The sequence below is a fragment of the Leucobacter sp. genome (assembly GCF_053528595.1).
Map to the genome: position 1 here is coordinate 53,202 of NZ_JAIVPF010000086.1, position 15,643 is coordinate 68,844.

Genomic DNA, 15,643 nt, shown 5'->3' on the forward strand with positions numbered 1-15,643 from the left:
ATTCCGATTTATGTATACGAAACGTGATCGACGGGGCCGCTCGATACGATACCTCCATGCCAGAGAACGATGCCGCGGAGCCTCGCGAGCAGCCACGGGATGCGACGTTCGTCGCACTGGGCACGCTGCTGCTCGACGCCGGGCTCTCCGTCACCGATGTGCGCGACGAACTCGAGGCGGTCAGGCGCGCCACGATGCGCGATGAGCCGCTGACCTTCGCGGTGCTCCCCGACACGGTGCTCGTCAGCCGGGAAGGCGGTTCGGGGCCGACGGCGATGGGCAGCACGGGCCGCTCCGAGCTCTCCATCCGCCAGGCTGCGCAGGCCGTGCGCCTCACCCACGCCCTCGCCTCCGGCGAGCGCGCCCTCGACGACATCGCGCGCGCGGCGCAGGCGATCCGGGACATCCCGGCCGCGCACGGATCGCTGCGATGGATCGGCGGGGGCATGCTCATCGCGCTCGGGCTCGCGACGGTGTTCCGATGCCCCTGGTGGGCGATCCTGCTCGCGACCGCCGTCGGCTGCGTCGTCGGGGGCGCAGCCCGGGTCATGGGCCGGATCCCGGCGGCGACCGCGATCCTGCCGTTCTTCGCGGCGTTCCTGTCGACGCTGCTGGTCGGCGCCGTCTCGGACTGGATCGACCTCGGTCCGGTGCCGCTCTTCGCGGTCTGCGCTCCCATCGCCATTCTCGTGCCCGGCGCCCTCATCACGAATGCGCTGCTCGAGCTCACCGCGAGCGACATCGTCACCGGCGCGTCGCGTCTCGTGTACGGCCTCATCGTCCTGGGGTTCATGATGCTCGGGATCACGGCCGGCGGCGCGGTCACGGGCCTGCGCATCGATCCGGGATCGGCCATGCTCGTGGGCGAGGCCGGGAACCTCGACAGCACCCACCCGGCGTGGGCGGCGCTGCCGCCGGTGTGGTTCGCGTGGGTCGGCGTGGCCGTGCTCGCCGTCGGCGTCGGCCTGGCGTTCGGGGCCGGGTCCCGCCTCACGGCGCTCGGCGTGGCCGTCATGGTGTGCGCTTACGCGGCGCTGACCGCGCTGACCCCCGTGGTCGGGGGCGCCGTGTCCACCGGGATCGCCGCCGCGGTGCTCTTCGTCGCCGCCCGCGCGCTCGAGCGCTCCGGCCTCTCCGTGCCCGCAGCGATCACCTTTCAACCCGCGTTCCTGCTGCTCGTACCGGGCACCGTCGGCCTCGTGGCCCTCACCTCCTCGGACGGCGCAGCACTCCTCGCGGCCCCCGCGACCTTCGTCGCGCTCTGCATCGGCATCAAGGTCGGGTCGGTCGTCACCGACACCCCGTGGGCGCGGGTGCTCGCCCGGAGAGGCGCGGCTTCCCGGTGAGCGGGGTTCGCACGCAGCCGGGGCACGGCGCGCACGGCTCCGGGGCTGCGGGGCTGCGGGGCTGCGCTCAGGATCATCGCCCGTGCTCCCCGGGGACCGGCGAGCCTCGCCCGACGGCTCCCGAGGTCCCTCAGAGATCGGCGATGACGATCTTCTTCATCGGCATCATGCGCTCGAAGGCCCCCGGGTGCTCCATGAGCTCGCCCATGTTCGCCGGCACGATCTGCCAGCTCACACCGAAGCGGTCGGCGAGCCAGCCGCACTGCTCGGCCTCGGGCACGGCGGACAGGGCGCCCCACAGGCGATCGATCTCCGACTGATCCGCGCACTGCACCTCGAGCGACACGCCGCACGTGAAGGGGGCGTCCTGCTCCACGGCGGAGTCCATGACCGCGAACCACTGATCGCCGATCCGGAACTCGCCGAACATGAGCGCGTCGGGCGCCGCCGGTCCGGTCTGCTCGCCGTAGGGATACCGGCTGCCCGCCGCGGCATCCTCGAACACCGAGACGTAGAAATCGATCGCCTCCGAGGCCCGGTTCTGCACCGCGCCGGAGAACATGAGCGACGGGATCACGAAGGGCCGGGGATCCCCGTCCGGATCCGTGAGCATGAGCTGCCAGCTCACCCCGTATCGATCCTCGACCCAGCCGTAGCGCGCGCTGAACGGATACTCGCCGATCGGCATGAGCACGGTGCCGCCGTCGGAGAGGGCCCGCCATACGAGGTCGAGCCGATCCCGCGCAGCATCCTCGCTGCCGCCGAACACGAGCGGATCGAAGTTCAGCATGAGCGAGATGCTCGGGTTGGGCCGGAACTCGTCCCCGGCGTTGATGAGCGTCAGCCGCGTGGAATGCTCGCCGCCGGGGATCTCGACGGCCACCGTCAACGGCGCGCCCGCGAAGTCCCGCTGGAAGTCGAGCAGCCCGGTTTCCGGATACCGGGACTCGACCGTCGATACGGCGCCCGGGAACACCGCGGCGTAGTACGCACCGGCCTCCTCCGCGTCGCGATTGCACCAGATGTTGGTCACGATCTTCTGCACGGCGGCCTCCTCTGCCCGGGACGGTGCTGCTCCCCAGTATCCGCCCGCTCGTGCGAAGCGGCAAGGGGCGCCCCGCGTCCGCGACTCCCCCTTGTCGCCCCGGCCCGATGCGCGCAGAATGGGACCCGGGGCCGCACCCCGCCGGCCCGCGCCACCGACGACGCAGCAGCTGGGAGCAGATCATGTCCGTCCGCCTCAATCCCTACCTCAACTTCCACGGCAACGCCCGCGAGGCGCTCGAGTTCTACCACTCCGTGCTCGGCGGCTCCCTCGACCTGATGCGGTACGACTCGATCCCCGGCGTGATGGGCGGCGACGACGAGGCCGAGAAGATCATGCACGGCCAGCTCGAGACCGAGGACGGCCTCACCATCATGGCCGCCGACTATCCGGCATCCATGGCCGAGGCCCCCGACGCGTCGACGGGCGGCAACTCGATCAGCGTCTCGGGAGACGACGCGGCCAGGATCCGCGCGGCGTGGGAGGGTCTCTCGGCCGGCGCGGACATCGTCGAGCCGTTCGAGCGCGCGCCGTGGGGAGACACCTTCGGCATGCTGAGGGATCGATTCGGCGTGCCCTGGATGTTCAGCCTCGCGCCGCAGGCGGACGATCCGGACGGGCGCTGAGACCCGGCGAAGCGAGGAGCCGACCACCATGCCCATCGTGCTCGAGAACGTCGGCATCGCCGTCCGCGATCTCGAGGCCGCGATCGCCTTCTTCACCGATCTCGGCCTCACGGTCCTCGGTCGCGACACGGTGAGCGGGGAGTGGGCCGACACGGCCGTCGGCCTCGACGGCAACCGCGCGAGGATCGCGATGCTCCAGACGCCCGACGGGCACGGCCGCCTGGAACTCTTCGAATACATCCACCCGGAGGCGATCGAGACGGAGCCCACCCGGCCGAACGAGATCGGCATGCACCGCGTCGCGTTCTCCGTCGACGACATCGACGAGGCCGTCGCGATCGCCGCGCGGCACGGCTGCCATCCGCTTCGCGGGGTGGCGACCTACGGAGACGTCTACAAGCTGAGCTACCTCCGCGGCCCGAGCGGCATCATCGTGATGCTCGCGCAGGCGCTGCAGAAGCCCTGAGTCCGCTCACCTCTCCGGGCGCGCGTCGGCCGCGACGGCGGCGGGCGCGCACTCGTATCCGACGAGCCACCGGACCCCGTAGCGGTCGACCACCTGGCCGTCGGCGGCGCCCCAGGCCCGCGGCTCGAGGGGTTCGAGCACCCGCCCTCCCTCGCCGAGCGCATCGAACCAGGCGTGCAGGGCGGCGGGCTCGGCCGCCCCCAGGAGGGCGAGGAGCATGCCGGTCGGGTGCAGCGCGTCCTCGTCGGCCCCGGCGTCGGCGCCGTAGAGCGCCACGGGCCCGCTGAGCACGCCGTGGGCGATGGCGTCCGCCGGGCCATCGGCGCGCCCGAACTCGCGGAAGGTGTTGAGGCGCAGATCACCGCCGAACACCGAGCGGTAGAAGGTCAGCGCATCCTCCGCGCTCCCGGGGAACAGCAGATAGGGCGTGATCCCGCTCACCGGTCGCCCTCCTCGCCGCGAACGGACTCCCCCAGCCACTCCTCGACCGTCACGGCATCGAGCTGCGCATCGGGCCCCGGCAGCGCCGCGCCGTCGCGCAGCGCGCGCCCGAAGCCGCCGGGAAGCGGCAGTTCGACGACGCGGGTCGGGCGCCCCCGCGCCGCGGAGACCGCTCGCAGCAGCTCGGCGATGCGCATCTCGCGGGGCCCCGCCAGATCCGGCGCGTCCCCGGCCGGCCCCTGCTCGGCCAATCGCACGAGCCGCGCGGCGACCGAGGCCGCGGCGACGGGCTGGGAGCGCATGGCGGGCACGATGCGCCAGGCGGCGAGGGGCACCGCCACCTGCTCCGCGAACTCGAAGAACTGGGTGGCGCGCAGAATGGTCCAGGGAACCGGGCCCGCCGCCACCGCCCGCTCCTGCGCCGCCTTGCCCGCGTAGTACCCGTGCGGGGCCGCTGCGGCGCCGACGATCGACAGCGCGACGTGGTGCCCGATCCCGGCCTCGCGCTCGGCCCGGTGCAGCGTCGCGGTGACCGCCTCGAAGAAGTCGATGGCCTTCGACGCGGAGGTGGTCGAGGCCCCGATGCGTCGATCACGGCGTCGACACCGGTGAGATCGAGCCCCCGGCCCGACACCAGGTCCATTCCGCTCCCCCGGGAGAGCACGATCGCCTCGTGCCCCGCCTCCTCGGCCAAACGCACGGCGTGCGCCCCGACGGTTCCGGTTCCCCCGGCGATCGCGATCCTCATAGCCCCACCTTACGCTCCGGCGCGCGGCGGACCCCACCCCGCGCCAGACGGCCGATGCTCGAGAACCCGGGGTGCGGGGCATCTCCTGTCGCGCGCGGAGGGGCAGTAGAGTCCTTGTCCATGACGACACGCGCGCAGATCCTCATCACCGCCCAGGAGCTCGCCGAACGGCTGGAGCGCGAGCCCCGGCTCCCCGCCGAGGCGCCCCGCGTCCGGCTGCTCGACGTGCGCTGGACGCTCGCCCAGCCCGACGGGCGAGTCGATCACGCGGCCGGCCACCTGCCGGGCGCCGTCTACGTGGACCTCGACACCGAGCTGTCGCGGCACCGGGGTCCGCAGCACGGCCGGCATCCGCTGCCGGACCCGCAGCAGCTGCAGGAGGCCGCGCGCCGCTGGGGCGTGCGACGGCAGGACTCGGTCGTCGTCTACGACGGCTGGGGCAACCTGGCCTCGGCCCGCGCGTGGTGGCTGCTCCGCTATCACGGCTTCGCCGATGTCCGCCTGCTCGACGGGGCGCTGCCCGCGTGGCAGGCGGCCGGCTACCCGCTCGAGACCGGCGACGTGCGCCCCGAGCCGGGGGACGCGGTGCTCGAGCCCGGAGGGATGCCGGTGCTCGAGCTCGCCGAAGTCGCACCGTTCGTGGAGGGCGGCGGAGCGCTCCTCGATGCTCGCGCCCCGGAGCGGTACCGCGGCGAGGAGGAGCCCGTCGATCCCCGCGCCGGCCACATCCCGGGCGCGCTCAGCACGCCCACCGGCGAGAACCTCGACGCCGACGGGCGGTTCCTGCTCGGCACCGAGCTGCGCCGGCGTTTCCTCGACGCCGGGGTGGGCGAGGGCTCGCCGGTGGCGAGCTACTGCGGCTCGGGGGTGACGGCCGCGCACAACCTGGTCGCGCTCGCCCTCGCGGGCTTCCCCGGCGCTCTGTTCCCCGGCTCCTGGTCGCAGTGGTCGAACCACGGCCTGCCCGTGGCCCGCGGGTAGCGGGCACGAGCGGACCGGGGCCGCTCCGCGGCTACTCGCGCAGCCTGGCGCCGAAGGCGAGCTCGGCCGCGGCGACCCCCGCGAGCTTCGCCTCGCTGGCCTCCTCGGCCTTCAGGGTGCGGTCGCCCGCGCGGAAGCGCAGCGCGAACGTGAGCGCCTTCTGCCCGTCCTCGATGCCGGGACCGCGGTAGTCGTCGACGACGCGTGCGTGCTCGAGGAGCTCGCCGGCACCCGCCTCGACCACGGCGAGCACGTCCCCGGCCGGCACGTCGTCCGCCACCACGAGCGTGAGGTCCTGCGTCGCCGCCGGATATCCGGAGAGCGGGAAGGTCTCGGGCTCGCGCGGCGCCAGCTCGATGATGCGCTCGAGGTCGAGCTCGAACGCCGCGACGCGGCCGGGAAGATGGTGACCGGCCACGAGCTCGGGCAGCAGCTCGCCCGCAACGCCGACGATCTCGAGGCCGCCCTCGTCGCCGTCGGCATCGCTCGGCTCGCCATCGGCGCCCACCCGGATCGCGAGCTCGGCGGTGCGGCCGGGGTGGAACGCCCGGTGCGAGCCCTGCGAGACGACCAGCTCGGCCGACACGGCGCCCGCGATCGTGTGAGCGGCGTCGAGCGCGTCGGCCCAGTCGTAGACGCGTTCCGCCTCGCCCGGCTGCTTGACCACGGCGTCGCCGAGCAGCAGGCCCGCCGCGCGGTGCGGCTGGCGCGGGATCGAGGCGTCGAGGCGTGCGAGCACCTCGTCGTCCGGCCGCTCGGCGAGCGGTGGAACGGAGTCGGTGCCGAGGGCGGCCCCCTCGGCACCGGGCTCGAACACCGCGCCGAACTCGACGAGGGCGAGGTCGGTGAGGCCTCGGGAGACGTTGCGCTGAGCCGCGGTCACGAGACCGGGCAGCAGCGAGCGGCGCAGGAACGGCGCCTCGCCGTCGAGCGGGTTGGCGAGCGCGATGGCGCCGACGGACCCCGAGCCCGTCGAGGGGTTCGTCTCCTCGATCGGCTCGGAGAGCGACGCGCCGAAGGCGTCGAGCTGCGCGCGGGATGCGAAGGGGTAGCTCTGCACCTCGTCGAAACCGGCGGCAGCCGCGACGTTCGCCGCGCGGCGGCGCAGGCGCTGATCGCGGGTGAGGCCGCGGCCGGGAGGCGCGACGGGCAGTTCGGAGGGGATGCGGTCGTAGCCGACGATGCGGGCGACCTCCTCGATCAGGTCTGCGGCCCGGGTGAGGTCGGAGCGCCAGCTGGGCGGGGTCACGAGGAGCAGATCCGGATCGCCGGCCGTTCCGAGCGAGATCGTGCAGCCGATCATCTCGATCGCGCCGCGAATCTCCTCGTCGCTGTAGTCGGTTCCGAGCAGCCCGTTGACGCTGGAGGCGCGCAGTCGCACGACGGCCGGCTCCCACTCGGGCACGATCTCGGCGCCGAGCTCGTCGGCGGTGCCGCCGGCGAGCCCGACCAGCAGGTCGACCATGCGCTGCGCCGCGGCGCGGGCGACGAGCGGATCGACGCCGCGCTCGAAGCGCCTCGAGGCCTCGCTGGGCAGCTTGTGCCGGCGGGCGGTGCGGGCCACCGACACCGGGTCGAAGGTCGCGGCCTCCACGAGCACGTCCACCGTCGACTCGTCCGCCTTGGTCGACTCGCCGCCCATCACACCGGCGAGTCCGATCGGCCCGGACTCGTCGGTGATGAGCAGATCCTCGGGGTGCAGAGCGCGCTCCTGGCCGTCGAGCGTCACGAGGGCCTCCCCCGCACGGGCGCGCCGCACGGTGATCCCGCCCTGCAGCTTGGCCAGGTCGTAGGCGTGCAGCGGCTGCCCCAGCTCGAGCATCACGTAGTTCGAGATGTCGACCTCGAGCGAGAGCGAGCGGATGCCCGCGAGCTGCAGGCGCGCGGCCATCCACGGCGGCGTCGGGCGCGACTGATCGATGCCTCGGACCACGCGGGCCACGAAGCCCGTCGCACCGACGCGGCCGCGGATGGGCGCCTCGTCGTCGATGGCCACCGGGAAGCCCGAGGCGGAGGCCGGCGACACCGCGAGCGCGGGATCGCGGAACTCCGTCCCGGTCGAGTGGGCGTATTCGCGGGCCACGCCGCGGATCGAGAAGGCGTAGCCGCGGTCCGGGGTCACGTTGATCTCGACGGCCGTGTCGTCGAGGCCCAGGAGCGCCTTCGCGTCCTCGCCGACGCCCGGATCGAGGCCCAGGCGCGAGAGCACGATGATGCCGTCGTGGTCCTCGCCGAGCGAGAGCTCACGCGCCGAGGCGATCATGCCGTCGGAGACGTGACCGTAGGTCTTGCGGGCTGCGATGCGGAAGTCCCCGGGCAGCACCGCACCGGGGAGGCACACCACGACCTTGTCGCCGGCGTCGAAGTTGTGGGCGCCGCAGACGATCCCGCGCACGTCCTCACCGCCGTCGGCCGCGCGCTCGCCGGGAGCCGCGACCCGCACCCGGCACCAGTTCACGGTCTTGCCGTTGGAGTGCTCCTCGGGCTCGCGCGACAGCACCTCGCCCACGACGACGGGGCCGGTCACGTCGAAACGTCGGATCGACTCCTCCTCGAAGCCCACGCGCACGAGATCGGCGTGCGCCTGTTCCGGGGTGACGCTCTCGGGCAGCGAGACGTACTCGCCGAGCCAGCTGAGTGGAACGCGCATTAGACCAGTCCTCCGAACTGACGGTTGAATCTCACATCGCCCTCGACCATGTCGCGCATGTCGTTGAGCTCGTGACGGAACTGCAGCGTGCGCTCGATGCCCATGCCGAAGGCGAAGCCCTGGTACTGCTCGGGATCGATGCCCGCGGCGAGCAGCACCCTCGGGTCGACCATGCCGCAGCCGCCCCACTCGACCCAGCGCGCCCCGCCCTTGGCGTGCGGCTGCCACACGTCCATCTCGGCGGAGGGCTCGGTGAAGGGGAAGAAGTTGGGGCGCAGGCGGATCTTCGCCTCCTCGCCGAACATCTGCCGGGCGAAGTGCTCGAGCGTGCCGCGCAGGTGCGCCATGGTCAGACCGCGATCGATCGCGAGGCCCTCGATCTGCTGGAACACGGGGGTGTGCGTGGCGTCGAGCTCATCCGTGCGGTAGACGCGGCCGGGGGCGACGACGTAGACCGGCAGCTCGCGGTTCAGCAGGGCGCGGACCTGCACCGGCGAGGTGTGCGTGCGCAGCAGCAGGTGCCGATCGGCGGGCTCCACGAAGAAGGTGTCCTGCATCGCGCGGGCGGGATGGTCGGGATCGAAGCCGAGGGCGTCGAAGTTGAACCACTCGTGCTCGATCTCGGGTCCCTCCGCGATCTCCCAACCCATGCCGATGAAGATGTCGGCGGCCTCCTCCTGCAACTGCGCGAGGGGATGGCGGGTGCCCGCCCGGCGCCGCACGGGCGCCGCAGTGACGTCCACGGTCTCGGCGACGAGGCGCTCCGCGGCCTCCTGCTCGACCAGCTCGGCCTCGCGCCCCTTGTAGGCGCCCTCGATGCGCCCGCGGGCCTGGCCCATGAGCTTGCCGGTGGCGGCCTTCTCGTCCTTCGGCACCTCGCGCATGAGCGCGTTGAGCCTGGCGATGGCCGAGGCGTCGCCGGCGTGCTCGGTGCGGGCGGCCTTCAGGCCTGCGACGGAGCCGGCGGCGGCGAAGGCGGCGAGCGCCGCGTCGACAGCCGCGTCGGCGGCTTCCCGGGTGATCGGATTGCTGCTGGTGGTCTCTGACACAAGGCTCTATCCTACCGGGATCGAGCGGGCGGCCTCACCGCTCCGGAGCATCCGGCCCGCGCGCCTCGCACGCGGCGACGATCGGCGCGAGCGCAGCGGCGAGACGGGTGTCGTCCGGGTCGGAGAGCCGCTCCTCGAGGGCCGCGGCGAGGGGCCCGGGCACGGTCACGCCGTAGCGGCGGCCGTCGACCTCGAGCGAGAAGGAGACCCGCTCGGGCGCGGTGACCGCGGCACCGCGATCCGGGCCCGGATCGTCGGGTGCCACCTGGGCGAACCGGACCTCGGCCCCGGGCCGCAGCTGGGCGGCGCGGTCGAGGTCCGCGTCGATGACGGTGCCGATCACCGGATAGCCCCCCGTGACCGGGTGGTCCGCGAGGAAGAGCACGGGCAGGCCGTCCGGCGGCACCTGCACCGAACCGCGCACCATGCCCTCGGTCGGGAGCTCGCCCGGGAGCTCCCGCTCCAGCGGTGCGCCGTCGAGCCGCAGGCCCACGCGATTCGACCGGGGCGTCACGCGCCACGCCCGTGAGACGAACGACGCCGTCGACTCCGCCGTGAACCAGTCGTCCCTCGGGCCGGGCACGAAGCGCAGCACGACGGCTCCCCCGTGCCGCCGGGGCTCGGGCACCTGCCGCGCGCCGCCGTCGGGCTCCGGACCGACCGGCAGCCGGTCGCCCGCCCGCAGCGGTGCGGGCCCCAGCCCGGACAGGCTGTCGTGGGAGAGGCTGCCGAGCACCGCGCGCCCAGCGACCCCGCCCCGCACGGCCACGTAGCAGCGCAACCCGCTCGACGGGGCACCGAGCCGCAGGGTCTCGCCGGGCAGCAGCTCGAAGGGGTTCCCGACCGGCATCGAGTGGATCGTGGAGCTGCGGAACTCCTCGACCCGCACCTCGGCGTCGGTGCCGGTGACCGCGACGAGGAGCGGTCGCCGGGTCCGCAGGGCGAGGCCGCCGTTCAGGTTCTCGAGCGCAGCCGCCCCGGGGCGGTTGCCGACGGCGCGGTTGGCCCGTCGCAGGGCCGCGCGATCCAGCGCGCCGGATTCGGCCACGCCCACGGCCGCTCGGCCCGGCCGTCCGGCGTCCTGCACGAGCGTGAGCATCCCGGGGTCGACGACGGTCAGCACGGGCTCGGACGGTCCGGCCCACCGGGGCGGCCCCTCGGGCTCGGCAGTCGCTGCGGCGTCCTCCGTCGCGCGCCTCTCGCCCGCCGCCTCCGCGTCGCCCGGAGCCGCCCGTCGCACCTCCAGCGACTCGCGCACCGCACGGAACCGCACCGTGTCGCCCGGCGCGACGAGCGCGGGCGGATCCCGCGTCTCGTCCCACATGCGCTGCCCGGTGCGCCCCAGCAGCCGCCAGCCACCCGGCGACTCGCCGGGGTAGACCGCCGAGAAGCCGCCGGCGATCGCGACCGAGCCCGCGGGGACGGCCGTGCGCGGCGAGTCGAGCCGCGGCACCTCGAGTCGCCCGTCGCCGCCGGCGAGATACACGAAGCCGGGAGCGAATCCCCCGAAGGCCGCCCGCCACGCGGTGCCGCTGTGGGCTGCCACGACGCCGCCGGCCCCGAGCCCCGTGAGCTCGCCCACGGCGGCGAGATCGGCGCCGTCGTAGACGACGTCGATCACCACCTCGCGCTCCGTGCCCGCGCTCGGGTCGTCCGCGGGGTCGGCGCCCGCCACTGCCGCGGCGACCCGCCGCACGGCGGCGCGCTCCGCGCAGCGCACCAGCACGGTGCGCGCTGCGGGGACGATGTCGACGACGCCCGGGAGCCGGAGCCGCCGCAGCGCCGCGGCGGTCGCGAGCACGGCGTCGAGATCCGCCGGCTCCACGAGGATCGCGAGGTCGCCGACCGGCAGGATCCTCGGCGCGGCGGGTCGCCCCGCGGCGGGCCGCGCGTCCGATCCGCCGCGCACCATCTAGGCGAAGCTCCGGATCTCGACGCCCTCGTGCTCGAGCTCGCTGCGGATGCGGCGCGCGAGCAGCACCGCCTCGGGATTGTCGCCGTGCAGGCAGATGCTCTCGGTCTCGAGGCGCAGCAGGCTGCCGTCGACCGCGGTCATGGCTTCGCCCCGCGCGAAGCGCAGCGCCTGCGCGATCGCGGCGTCCCCCGCCAACAGGGCGCCGGGCGTGCCGCGCTTCACGAGCGTGCCGTCGGGGAGGTACCCGCGATCGGCGAAGGCCTCGGCCACCGTGCGCAGGCCGGCGTCGCGGGCCACCCGCTCGGCGACCGAGCCGGGCAGGACCATGAGCGGCAGCCGGTCGTCCACCTCCAGAACGGCGCGCACGACCGCGAGCGCCTGGCCCTCGTGCACCGCGATCGCGTTGTAGAGCCCGCCGTGCGGCTTGACGTAGCGCACCTCGCCGCCCACGCTGCGGGCGAGGGCCTGGAGCGCTCCGATCTGATAGATCACCTCGTCCGTGAGCTCGTGCGGCTCGACGTCGATGAAGCGCCGCCCGAAGCCCGCCAGGTCGCGGTAGCCCGGATGGGCGCCGATGGTGACGCCGGCGGCCACCGCCGCCCGGCAGGTCGCGCGGATTCCCAGGGGGTCGCCGCCGTGGAAGCCGCAGGCCACGTTCGCACTCGACACCGAGGCGAGCACGGCCGCGTCGTCGCCGAGGCGGTAGCCCCCGAACGACTCGCCGAGGTCGCTGTTCAGGTCGATCGCCGACATGTCCCTCCTCCGTCGCCGGGCCGTCTCGTCGCGGCCCCGCACGTCTCTGATCCCATTGTGGAGCATCGGGCTGGGGATCGGCGGTCCGGGCCCGTCCGGGCCCGCCGCTCCGACCTCGTACACTGGAGGCGTGACCACCATCGACACCGCGCGCCTCAGCCGCGCAGCCCGCGCCTGGCGCGGGGCCGGTGGGGCACTCGCGGCGACGCTGCTCGCCGCCGCGTCGCACGGCCTCGCCGGCGGGGAGATCTCCTGGCTCGCGATCGCGGCCACCGCGATCCTCGCCCTGCCCGTCTGCACGGCGCTGGCGGGCCGGATCGGCTCGCTCTGGCGCCTCGCCCTCGCGGTCTCGGCGTCGCAGTTCCTGTACCACTGGCTCTTCTCCTGGATCGGCGCCGGCGGCTCCGGCACGGCCGGAGCCGAAGCGGTCTCCCCGCACGCCGCCCACCTCGGCGCACAGCTCCCCTCCGCGGAGCTCGCCGGTCTCGGACAGGCCGCCTCGGCAGACGCCGCGATGTGGGCGGGTCACGCCATCGCGGCACTGCTCACCATCGCACTGCTGCACCGCGGCGAACGCGCCTTCCTGGCGCTCGTGCGACTCGTGCGCCGGGCGCTGCCGCTGCGCAGAGCATCGGCCGCTCCCCTGCAGACCCGCACGCCGCGGCTCACCTCCTGGGCCCCCGTCGTCTCCGCGCGCAGCCGCCTGCTGTCGGCGGTGATCACCCATCGCGGCCCGCCCGCGGCCGTCGCCTGAATCGGCACCCCACACGTTTCCCCACATCATCCGCGCGCAGCGGTCGCCGCTGCGCGCCTGCCCGGGCAACCCCGGAGAAACTCGGAGACCCCATGTCTCGCACACACACCACCCGTCCCCTCTTCTCGCGCGCGGCCGCGGCGACGCTGCTCGCCGGCGCCGCCGCGCTCGCGGCCGTCCCCGTGCTCGGCATCGCGACCCCCGCGCTCGCCCACGATCAGCTCATCAGCAGCGCGGTCGAGACCGATCCCGCCGACGGCGGGGCGCATGCCGTGCACCTCGTCTTCAGCAACAGCATCATCGAGGTGGGCACCGAGATCGTGATCACCGCGCCCGACGGCGCCGACGCCACCGACGGCGACCCCGTGATCGACGGACCGGACGTCACCCAGCCGCTCCAGACGGATCTCGCACCCGGCGACTACAGCGGCGCGTGGCGCGTCGTGTCGAGCGACGGCCACCCCATCGAGGGGATGTTCACGCTGACCGTGCCGGAGGGCGGCGCACCGACGATCAGCGACGAGGCGGCCGCCGAGGACGATCACGACCTCGCGGAGGAGGGCGCGGAGGCCGGCGAGGATCACGAGCACTCGGACCAGGAGCACGCCGAGACCGAGGACGCCGGTTCCCAGGAGGCCGGTGCGCCGGTGGGCGCCGTCATCGCCGTCGTGGTGGGCGGCGCGGCCGTCATCGCCGGCGGCATCGCCGCCGCCACCGCGGGCAACCGCCGGCGTGCGCGGGGCATGGCCGCCGACGCCGAGCGGCAGCGCGCGGCCGCCGACGAGGATCGCGAGGACCGGGCATGAGCCCCCGCCTCACCGCCCGGGACGGCTCTGCGGCCTCGCGCACGACGGTCGCGCGCAGGAGCGCCCCCGTCGCCGCGGCATTCGCGGCGACGCTGCTGCTCGCGGGCTGCGGCGCCGCCGAGCCCGCGGCACCGGACGCGGCCTCCGCGCACGCGAGCGATTCGGCGCACGCCGAGCCGATCTCGCTGACCGGCGGCTGGGCCAAGGCCGGCGAGGGCATGACGGGTGTGTTCGGCACCGTCGAGAACCACGGCGACGGCGACATCACGCTCACGGGCGTCGACAGCCCCGCGGCCGCCACGGTCGAGCTGCACGAGACCGTCACGTCGGGGGCCGCGGCCACCATGCGCGAGGTCGAGGGCGGCTTCACGATCCCCGCGGGCGGCTCGTTCGTGCTGGAGCCCGGCGGGAACCACATCATGTTCATGGACCTGGCCGAGCCGCTGCTGGCGGGCGACGAGGTGCCCCTCACGCTGCGCTTCGACGACGGCTCGGAGGTCGAGGTCGAGGTGCTCGTGAAGGACTTCTCCGGCGCTCAGGAGAACTACGAGGGTTCGGAGGCGCACGACGGCGACTCGGATCACGACGCGCACGCGCACGACGCCGATCATGCGGAGCACTGACCCGGACCCGGATCGCACGAACTCCCCCGTCGCCGAAGCGACCGCGGCCTCCGGGCCGCGGCGCTTCGGCCGGCGGGCCCTGCTCGCGAGCGGCGCGGCCGGCGCCGGTCTCGGCGCCGCTCTCGGGCTGGGGGCTCTGGGCGGGTTCGGCGCCATCCGCGAGACCGACGGGGCGAGCGGAGCGCCCGCCGACCCGCAGCCCTTCGGCGGCGACGCGCTCGCCTGCCACGGCGAGCACCAGGCCGGGATCGTCACCCCTGCCGCCGCGCACGTGCGCTTCGTCGCCTACGCGCTGCGGCCGGAGACCGACCGCGCCGCGCTGGAGCGCATGCTCCGCATCCTCACCGGAGACGTCGAGGGGCTCACCTCGGGTGCGGCGCCGCTCGCCGATTCCGAGCCGGAGCTCGCAGCACGGCCCTCCGCGCTCACCGTCACGGTGGGCGTCGGCCCCGGGTTCGTCGACCGCGTGGATCCGGCGCTGCGCCCGGAGTGGCTCGCCGCACTGCCGTCCTTCGAGCGCGACCGCTTCGACGGGCGCCACGACGGCGGCGACCTGCTGATCCTGCTGCAGGCCGACGATCCGCTGCCCGTGGCCCACGCGGCGCGCATGATCGACCGGGATCTGCGCAGTTTCGTCGAGCCGCTGTGGACGCAGCAGGGATTCCGCAGTGCGCGCGGCTCGGAACCGGCCGGCACGACGATGCGCAACCTGATGGGCCAGGTCGACGGCACGGTGAACCCCGCGCCGGAGGAGGAGGAGTTCGACGGGCTCGTGTGGATCGGCGACGGCGGAGACGGCGGTTGGCTCGCCGGGGGCACGGCCCTCGTGCTGCGGCGCATCCGCATGGAACTCGACACCTGGGATCAGGTGGATCGGCCCGGCCGTGAGCAGACCATCGGCCGCCGGCTCGCGAACGGATCGCCGCTCTCGGCGCCGGCGGACGCGGACGAGCATACGCCGGCCGATTTCGACGCCGTGAATCCGAGCGGGCTCCCCGTGATCCCGAGCTTCGCGCACATCCGGCGCGCCCACTCGGAGGACCCGTCGGAGCGCATCTTCCGCCGCAGCGCGAACTACGACGAGGACGGCGAATCCGGCCTGCTCTTCGCCTGCTACCAGCGCGATCCGCTGCGGCAGTTCGTCCCGATTCAGCGCCGGCTCGACGAGCTCGACCTGCTCAACGAGTGGGTCGCGCACACCGGTTCGGCGGTGTTCGCGATCCTGCCCGGGTTCGGAGCCGGGGAGACGCTCGGCGCGACGCTCTTCACCTGAGCTCGACGCACCGGTCCCGGCGGTTCGGAGCCGCCGCCGGGATCGGGGTCGAAACTCGGCGCCGAAGCACACATAACGTCACATTACTTCACGCATCACTGCATGTTTTGATTCATCGGTAGCTTTGGCGAGTGAACACACACCCGTGCCCACTCGCCACCGCTAGG

The 15,643-nt window shown here is 74.0% G+C and carries 15 protein-coding genes; 8 read left to right on the plus strand and 7 right to left on the minus strand.

The genetic code is table 11. From position 1 onward, the window contains the following. Window positions 1-56 precede the first annotated feature (56 nt). Entirely contained in the window at window positions 57-1,346 is a 1,290-nt protein-coding gene (locus tag ACWKZU_RS17420) for a threonine/serine exporter family protein (RefSeq protein ID WP_449283601.1), read from the plus strand. Window positions 1,347-1,476: 130 nt separating this feature from the next. On the opposite strand, the gene ACWKZU_RS17425 is transcribed toward ACWKZU_RS17420, so the two are convergent. Beyond that, on the minus strand, window positions 1,477-2,391 hold the full coding sequence (locus ACWKZU_RS17425; RefSeq protein WP_449283602.1) for a VOC family protein: 915 nt from the start codon (window positions 2,389-2,391) through the stop codon (window positions 1,477-1,479). A 182-nt stretch (window positions 2,392-2,573) separates the two neighbouring features. On the opposite strand from ACWKZU_RS17425, the gene ACWKZU_RS17430 reads away from it, so the two are divergent. Both ACWKZU_RS17430 and ACWKZU_RS17435 read left to right on the plus strand, forming a co-directional pair. After that, on the plus strand, window positions 2,574-3,017 hold the full coding sequence (locus ACWKZU_RS17430) for a VOC family protein (protein ID WP_449283603.1): 444 nt from the start codon (window positions 2,574-2,576) through the stop codon (window positions 3,015-3,017). Window positions 3,018-3,045: 28 nt separating this feature from the next. After that, window positions 3,046-3,483, plus strand: a complete 438-nt coding sequence (locus ACWKZU_RS17435; protein ID WP_449283604.1) for a VOC family protein — start codon at window positions 3,046-3,048, stop codon at window positions 3,481-3,483. A 6-nt stretch (window positions 3,484-3,489) separates the two neighbouring features. Here the strand turns inward: ACWKZU_RS17435 and ACWKZU_RS17440 are convergent, their stop codons facing one another. After that, complete coding sequence (locus ACWKZU_RS17440) at window positions 3,490-3,924, minus strand: VOC family protein (RefSeq protein WP_449283605.1); 435 nt, start codon at window positions 3,922-3,924, stop codon at window positions 3,490-3,492. Continuing rightward, window positions 3,921-4,331, minus strand: coding sequence for a hypothetical protein (locus ACWKZU_RS17445; protein WP_449283606.1), 411 nt, complete (start codon window positions 4,329-4,331; stop codon window positions 3,921-3,923). The genes ACWKZU_RS17440 and ACWKZU_RS17445 overlap by 4 nt, the downstream gene beginning before the upstream one ends. A 461-nt stretch (window positions 4,332-4,792) precedes the next feature. On the opposite strand from ACWKZU_RS17445, the gene ACWKZU_RS17450 reads away from it, so the two are divergent. Beyond that, window positions 4,793-5,653 (plus strand): sulfurtransferase, encoded by an 861-nt coding sequence (locus tag ACWKZU_RS17450; protein ID WP_449283607.1) that lies wholly within the window; start codon window positions 4,793-4,795, stop codon window positions 5,651-5,653. 31 nt (window positions 5,654-5,684) lie between these two features. Here the strand turns inward: ACWKZU_RS17450 and pheT are convergent, their stop codons facing one another. The 4 genes from pheT to ACWKZU_RS17470 are packed head-to-tail and all read right to left on the minus strand — an operon-like array spanning window position 5,685 to window position 12,020. Further along, complete coding sequence (gene pheT, locus ACWKZU_RS17455) at window positions 5,685-8,303, minus strand: phenylalanine--tRNA ligase subunit beta (protein WP_449283608.1); 2,619 nt, start codon at window positions 8,301-8,303, stop codon at window positions 5,685-5,687. Then, entirely contained in the window at window positions 8,303-9,352 is a 1,050-nt protein-coding gene (gene pheS / locus ACWKZU_RS17460; protein WP_449283609.1) for a phenylalanine--tRNA ligase subunit alpha, read from the minus strand. The genes pheT and pheS overlap by 1 nt, the downstream gene beginning before the upstream one ends. A 34-nt stretch (window positions 9,353-9,386) precedes the next feature. Further along, window positions 9,387-11,264, minus strand: a complete 1,878-nt coding sequence (locus tag ACWKZU_RS17465; protein WP_449283610.1) for a 5-oxoprolinase subunit B/C family protein — start codon at window positions 11,262-11,264, stop codon at window positions 9,387-9,389. Further along, window positions 11,265-12,020, minus strand: coding sequence for a LamB/YcsF family protein (locus tag ACWKZU_RS17470; RefSeq protein ID WP_449283611.1), 756 nt, complete (start codon window positions 12,018-12,020; stop codon window positions 11,265-11,267). It abuts the gene before it with no gap. A gap of 130 nt (window positions 12,021-12,150) precedes the next feature. Between ACWKZU_RS17470 and ACWKZU_RS17475 the strand changes: the two genes are divergently transcribed. The 4 genes from ACWKZU_RS17475 (at window position 12,151) to ACWKZU_RS17490 (ending at window position 15,476) form a co-directional block, all read left to right on the plus strand. After that, a complete protein-coding gene (locus tag ACWKZU_RS17475) occupies window positions 12,151-12,774 on the plus strand; it encodes a hypothetical protein (RefSeq protein WP_449283612.1) in 624 nt (207 codons plus the stop codon). Between the two features lie 92 nt (window positions 12,775-12,866). After that, entirely contained in the window at window positions 12,867-13,580 is a 714-nt protein-coding gene (locus ACWKZU_RS17480; RefSeq protein ID WP_449283613.1) for a copper resistance CopC family protein, read from the plus strand. Next, window positions 13,577-14,203 carry a copper chaperone PCu(A)C gene (locus ACWKZU_RS17485; RefSeq protein ID WP_449283614.1) on the plus strand — a complete coding sequence of 209 codons (627 nt, stop codon included), beginning with the start codon at window positions 13,577-13,579 and terminating at the stop codon, window positions 14,201-14,203. The genes ACWKZU_RS17480 and ACWKZU_RS17485 overlap by 4 nt, the downstream gene beginning before the upstream one ends. Next, window positions 14,190-15,476 (plus strand): Dyp-type peroxidase, encoded by a 1,287-nt coding sequence (locus tag ACWKZU_RS17490; protein WP_449283615.1) that lies wholly within the window; start codon window positions 14,190-14,192, stop codon window positions 15,474-15,476. Before ACWKZU_RS17485 ends, ACWKZU_RS17490 begins: the two co-directional genes overlap by 14 nt. Window positions 15,477-15,643: the final 167 nt, after the last annotated feature.

Excerpts from the sequence above, each read along its gene's own strand:
- ACWKZU_RS17485 (WP_449283614.1), top strand. The coding sequence starts at position 13,577 with ATGAGCCCCCGCCTCACCGCCCGGGACGGCTCTGCGGCCTCGCGCACG.
- ACWKZU_RS17465 (WP_449283610.1), bottom strand. The coding sequence starts at position 11,264 with ATGGTGCGCGGCGGATCGGACGCGCGGCCCGCCGCGGGGCGACCCGCC.
- ACWKZU_RS17470 (WP_449283611.1), bottom strand. The coding sequence starts at position 12,020 with ATGTCGGCGATCGACCTGAACAGCGACCTCGGCGAGTCGTTCGGGGGC.
- ACWKZU_RS17480 (WP_449283613.1), top strand. The coding sequence starts at position 12,867 with ATGTCTCGCACACACACCACCCGTCCCCTCTTCTCGCGCGCGGCCGCG.
- ACWKZU_RS17430 (WP_449283603.1), top strand. The coding sequence starts at position 2,574 with ATGTCCGTCCGCCTCAATCCCTACCTCAACTTCCACGGCAACGCCCGC.
- ACWKZU_RS17450 (WP_449283607.1), top strand. The coding sequence starts at position 4,793 with ATGACGACACGCGCGCAGATCCTCATCACCGCCCAGGAGCTCGCCGAA.
- ACWKZU_RS17420 (WP_449283601.1), top strand. The coding sequence starts at position 57 with ATGCCAGAGAACGATGCCGCGGAGCCTCGCGAGCAGCCACGGGATGCG.
- ACWKZU_RS17490 (WP_449283615.1), top strand. The coding sequence starts at position 14,190 with ATGCGGAGCACTGACCCGGACCCGGATCGCACGAACTCCCCCGTCGCC.
- ACWKZU_RS17435 (WP_449283604.1), top strand. The coding sequence starts at position 3,046 with ATGCCCATCGTGCTCGAGAACGTCGGCATCGCCGTCCGCGATCTCGAG.
- pheT (WP_449283608.1), bottom strand. The coding sequence starts at position 8,303 with ATGCGCGTTCCACTCAGCTGGCTCGGCGAGTACGTCTCGCTGCCCGAG.